8 protein-coding genes are annotated in these 6,373 nt (G+C 59.9%); 6 read left to right on the top strand and 2 right to left on the bottom strand.

Annotated features, from left to right (window positions below; all coding sequences use genetic code 11):
* Positions 1–143: 143 nt before the first annotated feature.
* On the top strand, positions 144–512 hold the full coding sequence (locus ABIZ35_RS14210; RefSeq protein ID WP_348220573.1) for a TonB-dependent receptor: 369 nt from the start codon (positions 144–146) through the stop codon (positions 510–512).
* Positions 513–543: 31 nt separating this feature from the next.
* Positions 544–2,532, top strand: a complete 1,989-nt coding sequence (locus ABIZ35_RS14205) for a TonB-dependent receptor (RefSeq protein ID WP_348220571.1) — start codon at positions 544–546, stop codon at positions 2,530–2,532.
* 54 nt (positions 2,533–2,586) lie between these two features.
* Here ABIZ35_RS14205 and ABIZ35_RS14200 read toward each other — a convergent pair whose 3' ends face one another.
* Both ABIZ35_RS14200 and ABIZ35_RS14195 read right to left on the bottom strand, forming a co-directional pair.
* On the bottom strand, positions 2,587–3,009 hold the full coding sequence (locus tag ABIZ35_RS14200; protein WP_348220570.1) for a nuclear transport factor 2 family protein: 423 nt from the start codon (positions 3,007–3,009) through the stop codon (positions 2,587–2,589).
* A 54-nt stretch (positions 3,010–3,063) separates the two neighbouring features.
* Positions 3,064–3,579 (bottom strand): VOC family protein, encoded by a 516-nt coding sequence (locus ABIZ35_RS14195; protein ID WP_348220569.1) that lies wholly within the window; start codon positions 3,577–3,579, stop codon positions 3,064–3,066.
* A 170-nt stretch (positions 3,580–3,749) separates the two neighbouring features.
* Here ABIZ35_RS14195 and ABIZ35_RS14190 point away from each other — a divergent pair, with 170 nt between their 5' ends.
* The 4 genes from ABIZ35_RS14190 (at position 3,750) to ABIZ35_RS14175 (ending at position 6,242) form a co-directional block, all read left to right on the top strand.
* Positions 3,750–4,400, top strand: coding sequence for a sigma-70 family RNA polymerase sigma factor (locus tag ABIZ35_RS14190; RefSeq protein WP_348220572.1), 651 nt, complete (start codon positions 3,750–3,752; stop codon positions 4,398–4,400).
* Positions 4,397–4,912 carry a hypothetical protein gene (locus tag ABIZ35_RS14185; protein ID WP_348220568.1) on the top strand — a complete coding sequence of 172 codons (516 nt, stop codon included), beginning with the start codon at positions 4,397–4,399 and terminating at the stop codon, positions 4,910–4,912. The genes ABIZ35_RS14190 and ABIZ35_RS14185 overlap by 4 nt, the downstream gene beginning before the upstream one ends.
* Positions 4,882–5,385, top strand: coding sequence for a periplasmic heavy metal sensor (locus ABIZ35_RS14180; protein WP_348220567.1), 504 nt, complete (start codon positions 4,882–4,884; stop codon positions 5,383–5,385). The genes ABIZ35_RS14185 and ABIZ35_RS14180 overlap by 31 nt, the downstream gene beginning before the upstream one ends.
* 98 nt (positions 5,386–5,483) lie before the next feature.
* Positions 5,484–6,242, top strand: a complete 759-nt coding sequence (locus ABIZ35_RS14175) for a DUF5666 domain-containing protein (RefSeq protein WP_348220566.1) — start codon at positions 5,484–5,486, stop codon at positions 6,240–6,242.
* Positions 6,243–6,373: the final 131 nt, after the last annotated feature.

The following is a 6,373-nucleotide window of genomic DNA, read 5'->3' as shown; positions in this document are numbered from 1 at the left end:
GCAATTTGACGCCTGCCCTGGTCCACGCCGAACCGCACCGATTGCAAAGAAAACGATGACGAACGAAAGGACACAATCCACCTTAAAAAAGCCTCTCAAACTGTCTTGACAAATGGGACCACTATAGTCATGGCGCGCATGGTCTGTTCAACTACTCCTATCAGAATGTGACGGGGCAGAACGGCGCGCAGATCGATTATTCACCGCATCACAAGGTGAATTTGGTGCTGAATACGGACGAGCGCCGGCGTGTGATGGGATATCTCGCGGCGCACTTCGTCGGCGAATCCCAGCAAGCATCGGCTGCGATCCACTCCTACACGACGCTGGATGCGAAGATTGGCTATCGCGTGAACGGCGCGGAGAACCCCTGGACCATTTCGCTTGCCGCCACGAACCTGTTGGATGATCGGCATTCCGAGTATGTGGATACCGTCAATGTGCTCTCGTCCGCCAAGTACGCCGAGGCCCAGCGCCGCACGCTTTGGCTCCGTGTGGATGGGAAGTTCTGACGAACTGCGCATTCGATCGAATAAATAAAACATGGTTATCGAGATAAAAAAAACGAATACGGGGCGCCGAAATCGCCGAATGCTGTGGGGGACGCTGGGATTGGCCGCCAGCCTCTCAGGCGCGAGGGCGGGAGCGCAGCAGCCGAATTCGATCATGGTCGCCAGCGCGAGCGGCGACCGCGATACCTCGGCGGATAATGAGCTTCTGCTCGCGGGTGATTTCATTGTCTTCACCGCCTCCAAAACGGCCCAGCGCATCAGCGATTCACCCGCCGCCGTCACGGTCATTACGGCCGAACAGATCCAGCAGTCGGGCGCCACAACGATTGCTGAGCTGATGCGCTCTGTCCCGGGCGTCGACGTGATGGAGGGCAACAGGAGCCAGGCCAATCTCGCGATCCGAGGCTTCAACAACCCCTTCTCAAATGGAGTGCTCGTAATGATCGACGAGCGCCCAATCAATGTCGATCTGCAAGGCAATGTGTTTTGGAACACGGAACCGTTGCTGTTATCTCGCATTGCGCGCATTGAAGTCGTGCGTGGTCCCGGCTCGGTGCTTTACGGCGCCGACGCATTCGGCGGCGTGATCAATATCATTACCAAGACGCCGCAGGAACTGCTGGCGGCGGGCAAACGCACGTCTGCGACGGCGGCTTACGGGGAGCATTCCAGCACGTTTATCGAGGCGGCGAATACGCAAGGAAAAGCGGGCGATTGGGCCGTGACGGTGGGCGCAGGCTATCATGGGACCAGCGGATTCGGCGAACGACGGACCGGCGATGTGCGCGATAGCGCCCGCGTTCCGATCTTGACCGTGGACGCTCAGAAGCAGATTTCGCGCGGAACACTGACATTCTCCGCCTCCAGCGCCGACGCCGTTGCAGATTTTTCCCCATCGATCATGATCAGCGATATGAAGTGGCGCACCAATTCGCTGATGTTGACCTACAGCGAAAACCAGGGGAGCGCCCCACTCACGGCTCGCATCTATCGGAACTCATCGCGCGCGGACGGAAACGGCTTCGACTTCAATGTCCAGGTCCTGAACGTCGACTTGCAGCAATCGCGCCGAATTTCTAGCCGTCATCACCTGCTTTACGGCGCCAGTTTCCGCCATGGAGAGTTCCAATCCTCCCTGACCGGCAAGGACACGCATCCTCAGGAGATCGCCAGCGCATTTCTTCAAGACCAGATTGAGATCGATCGCATGACCAGTTTGTTTGCAGGCGTGCGCTGGGACCATAACTCCATCTATCCGTCGCAGCTCTCCCCACGCCTGAGCCTGGTGCGTCATCTGCCTCGGAGCCAATCTGTACGCTTTTCCTACGGCTCGGCGTTTCTGGCGCCGACGCAGATCAACAGTTATGAAGACTTTAGCGCGGAGGTCACGCCGGGGGTGTTATTCGAGCAAACCGGCAATATGCACCTGAAACCGCAGAAGGTCGCCAGCTTCGAAGTGGGGTATAGACGAGATCTTGAGCATGGGTATCTGGGCGTCAATCTGTTTCAGAACACCGTGACCGATATCTTTGGTAACAACACGATTGCATTTGCTCCTCCTCCGTTTCCGGAAGGGACGCCGCTTGTGGTCCAGTGGGCAAACCAGGGCAGCGCGCACGCCGCTGGATTCGAGCTGGAAAGCGGCTTCTTATCGGCGCGCGGTATCCATGGATTGCTCAATTACTCCTATCAGAATGTGACGGATGACCAGGGAGAACAGGTCGATTTTTCACCAAACCATAAGATCAATCTGGTGCTGAACACCGATGAGAGTCGCCGATGGACGGGGTATCTGGCCGGACACTTCGTGGGGGAATCGCAGGCGAGGCCCAACACTCTTCGCGCATATACGACGCTGGACGCCAGTATCGGATATCGCGCCGGAAGCGCCGAGGCCCCCTGGAAAATCTCGCTCGCCGCGACGAACCTGCTCGATGATCGGCACAACGAATACGTCGGCGGTCCCTCCTCGGTCTCGCAGCGGCGCACCTCGTGGCTCCGTGTGGATGGGAAGTTCTGACAAAGAAAACGCCTGCGCGGCGTCGCCACGCAGGCGTTTTGGAATCGCGCCACGTCACTTCTTTGGCTGTTCTTCCGCCAGCATATCCGCGTGACGGTGGACCAGTTTCCACTCGTCCTCCTCGCGCCGAAATACCTCAGTAATGCGCAGCTTCATCGGGATTGGGTCGGGTTTTCCCGGCATGCGCACGGTTGCCTTTTGGAAGCCTGTCCAGTAGCCGACGCCGTCGCCGGCTCCCATCTGCAAAATTTCCAGTTCGCTGTCACCGCCAGGCTCAAACGATTTTGCGTCCTTCTCATATCGTGACTGCACGTCCCCAGCGCCTTGAGTAAAGCCGCCGCCAGGACCAAAGAACGTCGCGGGCGATTTTTGCGCCGTCAAGCCGCTCAGCGGTTTCGCGTCTCCGTTCACATAAGCGTTCGCCGCTTTCGCGCGCCGCTTCATGAACTCTTCGAAATCTTTCGTGATCGTGCTCATAAGCCACTCCTCTCGCGTGAATTCGTGGCTTACTTTACCCGTCCGTGATATTCTTTACACTGCATCCGCCGCGAGCAATCCCTGCAAATCCAGACGCCGTGTGTACATCGTCACTTCGCCTTCGGGTGTCAGCGGCCATTGATCGCGCGGCCGGTCCCAGTAAAGCTCTACGCCGTTTCCGTCCGGATCAGACAGATACAACGCTTCGCTGACGCCGTGGTCGCTCGCGCCGTCCAGAGAAATCCCCGCCGCGATCAGCCGTTTCAAGGCGTCGGCCAGCGCCGCCCGCGTTGGGTATAAAATCGCCACATGGTAGAGGCCTGTGGTTCCCGGGGGTGGGGGAGATCCGCCCTTGCTTTCCCAGGTGTTTAGCCCGATGTGGTGATGGTAGCCGCCCGCCGAGATAAACGCCGCGCTGTCCCCCATCCGCACGACTACTTCAAACCCCAGCACACCCTGATAAAAAGCCAGCGCCCGGTCGAGGTTCGCCACCTTCAAATGCACGTGCCCGATGGAAACGCCCGCATCGATCGGCCGCGCCGTGAGTTCTTTCGCCGTTGAGTTTGCCAACTTTTTACACTCCTTCAATTGTCTCTTATCTTTGTAACAATTGGCTTTACAAGCAAGTTCCGAAAATAATTTCACGATTTGAGTTTAAAAAGTGATACGCCTGCGACTTTCCTGCGTCTACGCATTCAGATGAACTCGAAATCACCGGGACAGGCGGGGCAAGGGTGGCGATGAGTATGATGGCGCCGCTGGAATTTGCCGGGGGCGCGCAGAGCGACAATCTGCGCGATCATTCGGACCGCGCGGCTTGTGAGCACGCGGAGACGGATCTGCTGCTCGTCCAGCGCTGCGCGCAGGACGATCCCGCCGCCATGCGTGAGATCGTGCGCCGCTATCAGCCTCGGCTGTTCCGTTATCTCAGTCCCTTGCTGGGTACTCAGGAAGACGCCGAAGAAGCGGTCTTGGATGTGTTTCTGCGTGTTTGGCGCGATGCGGATCGGTTCGAGCGCCGCTCGAGCTTTTCCACATGGATTTACCGGATCGCCACCAACATTGCTTATGACCGATTACGGCGGCGCAAGGCTCTGCGGCGGACGGCGCCGCCGGTGGACTGGGCGGATGTCGTGACGGAAGACGCGGAAGCAGTCGCGCTGGGCAATCTGGAAGCGATGGAGCGATCTCGTCTTTTGGACAAGTGCCTTCAGGAGATGAAAGTAGACGACCGTTTGCTGCTGACCCTGTACTATGGCGAGGAAATGGGTTACGACGAGATTGCTCGGATCACCCAGTGTCCGGGACCGCTGCTGCGGGTTCGAGTAATGCGAGCGCGCCGTCGGTTGCGCGCCGCCATGGAAGCCGCGTCGCCCGAGGAATATGCATGAATTGTCGATATTTGGAATCGCTGGCGGCGGACTGGGCCGCAGGAAAGCTCTCGGCCAATCTCACCGCGCAAATGGAGAGCCATGGCGAAACATGCGCTTCTTGCGCTCGCTTGATGCGGTCGGAAGCACAGCTGCGGCACGCGTTTCGCGACTGGAGCCGTGAGGAAACTTCCTCCAAAGATTTATGGCTGCGAATGGCGCATCGCCTGGAGCCGCGTCGCCGTCGTGTTTTGCCCGCTCCGCGCCTCGTTTGGAGCGGCGCCGTCGCGCTGGTCGTGGTGGCGCTGGTGACGCTGCGGCCGCCGTCGCCGTGTTCTGAACATCCCGTTTCTGTGCCGGTCACGGCGGCGGACACGACGCCTGGAGCCTCTGTTAGTCATGTCGCTTCGGCGGACACGCTGGCTTCCTGGCACACATTGAGCGACGTTTCGACCTCTAACTCGGCTGTGGACGATCCGGCGGGCGGGTCGATGGAAGAAATATGGACACATCTCGATTCGCAAAACAATTGAAACTCGCGAGCCGGGGCGCTGCGGCGTGCCTGGCGGCGACTCTGATCTGCGCGGCTTCCGTGGGAGCGGCCCCAGGCGAGCATCCTGGGATCCGTCTGGTCGATAACGAGACAAACGGCATGAACTTGACGCCGGCGCAGCAGCAAAGACTGACGGCGCTGGAGAGCGCCTCAAGAACGCAATCCGCCGACCTGTTCTCCCAGCTGCAGCAGACCCGGCGCAAGCTTTCGGATGTTTATCGCAAGTACGATCTGGACGCCGTCGCCGCCGCGCGGCTCAACCAGGATTTGAACCGGGTGCAGGGACAGCTGCTCGATCTGCGCCTTTCCGACCAGCAGCAGCTGCGCAAGATCCTGACTCCGGATCAGTTCGCGCAGCTTCAATCATCGATCCAGCGGCGGCCGAGACCGGACGGCGGACACGGCGGCCCCGGAGATCCCAGCCACGGTCATCGGGACTGGACGCCGCATTAAATAGCTTAGAAAATGGCTTTTAACGACCATGGCAAGCTTTCACTCAACACAAACAGGTTCGTAATTCAGACAACAGCTCGAGAAGGATGGAAAACAGCATGAAGCACGCATTTTGGCCCGCGATGGCGGCCATGACGGCAATCGTCGCAATTTCGGCAGTTCACGCGGCTCCCGGAGACGATCGAGTGACGGGGCAGGTCTCATCGGTAGACGCTGCGGCGAAAACCATCACCGTGACCAGCCGTAACTTCCGCGACCCACAGGCGGAGCCCACCACGACCACATTCAAGGTCACCGATGCGACCAAGTACACCGTGGAAGCGACCAAGACCCTTGACTCACTGAAGGTCGGCGATAACATCCGCGTCGGCGGACGCCCCGATGACAGCGGCAATGTCGAAGCTCGCTCCATCACGGTCGTTCCGGCCGGTCAGGGCGGACCTGGCGCAGGACGTCCCGGCGGCGCTGGTGGTCCTGGAGCAGGCGCTCCCGGCGGAGCAGGCGGCCCTGGCGGTCGCGGCGGACGCCGTGGCGGCACAATGGGCGTGATCGCAACGCTCAAGCCCGCTCTGACGATTACGACGGCCGACGGCAAGACCATCACCGTCACGACGACGGCCGATACGCGCATCACGGGACCAGCGGCTGGTTCTTGGTCGGATGTGAAGACGGACTCGTTCGTCAGCGCCGAAGTCACGGGTGACGCGGGCTCTCAGGTCGCCACCACCGTGCGCGTCATGAATGGCATGGGCTTTGGACGTGGCGGCGGTCAAGGCGGCCAGGGTGGTCAGGGCGGTCAGGGCGGACGCCGACGTGGCGGCGGCCAGGGTGGCCCAGCGCCCGCGCCGGTTCAGTAATCACTCCGCAAGCCTAAGATCTCCTGTTACGCACAATGCGCCCGGCGACTGAAGTCGCGGCTAGAAGTGCACGATGTGCCCCTCCGGGCACTCCAGATTGTAACGATTGCGTTTATTTTCTGGGGTCCACG

Origin of the sequence: Capsulimonas sp., from assembly GCF_039929585.1 — a bacterium.
In the GTDB taxonomy this organism is placed as follows: Bacteria; Armatimonadota; Armatimonadia; order Armatimonadales; family Capsulimonadaceae; genus Capsulimonas.
Note: the sequence above shows the minus strand (reverse complement) of the source record. Positions and strands in the feature narration are given on the sequence as shown.

Excerpts from the sequence above, each read along its gene's own strand:
- ABIZ35_RS14175 (WP_348220566.1), top strand. The coding sequence starts at position 5,484 with ATGAAGCACGCATTTTGGCCCGCGATGGCGGCCATGACGGCAATCGTC.
- ABIZ35_RS14180 (WP_348220567.1), top strand. The coding sequence starts at position 4,882 with ATGGACACATCTCGATTCGCAAAACAATTGAAACTCGCGAGCCGGGGC.
- ABIZ35_RS14185 (WP_348220568.1), top strand. The coding sequence starts at position 4,397 with ATGAATTGTCGATATTTGGAATCGCTGGCGGCGGACTGGGCCGCAGGA.
- ABIZ35_RS14190 (WP_348220572.1), top strand. The coding sequence starts at position 3,750 with ATGAGTATGATGGCGCCGCTGGAATTTGCCGGGGGCGCGCAGAGCGAC.
- ABIZ35_RS14200 (WP_348220570.1), bottom strand. The coding sequence starts at position 3,009 with ATGAGCACGATCACGAAAGATTTCGAAGAGTTCATGAAGCGGCGCGCG.
- ABIZ35_RS14205 (WP_348220571.1), top strand. The coding sequence starts at position 544 with ATGGTTATCGAGATAAAAAAAACGAATACGGGGCGCCGAAATCGCCGA.